This is a genomic window from Chromohalobacter sp. HP20-39 (assembly GCF_033052815.1).
Classification (GTDB): domain Bacteria; phylum Pseudomonadota; class Gammaproteobacteria; order Pseudomonadales; family Halomonadaceae; genus Chromohalobacter.
On record NZ_JAWHTP010001035.1, the window covers coordinates 1 to 246 of the forward strand.

The following is a 246-nucleotide window of genomic DNA, read 5'->3' on the forward strand; positions in this document are numbered from 1 at the left end:
TGCAGTGCTTCCTTGTACGACTGCAGCGAAGAAGAAAAGCTGTTTGTTAAGCGCCTGAAGTTAATCAAAGCGGATATCCACGCCCAGCTGAAGGCCTGTGATTGCGATATTTCTGAATGACAGGTGGAATCATGAAACACGTTTTTAAATATCTTGATTTTGCAGAAGACCGCGAACACGCAGAATCAGTGGCGACCAAAGAGTTAAAACTGGACCACGTAGAAAAATTCGCTATCCGCGATCTAG

2 pseudogenes are annotated in these 246 nt (G+C 44.7%); both read left to right on the top strand.

The features are described 5' to 3' along the window. Nucleotides 1-120, top strand: a pseudogene (gene yffM / locus RVY79_RS21065) (protein YffM); the annotation flags it as partial. An 11-nt stretch (nucleotides 121-131) separates the two neighbouring features. Continuing rightward, nucleotides 132-246, top strand: a pseudogene (yffN, locus tag RVY79_RS21070) (protein YffN); the annotation flags it as partial.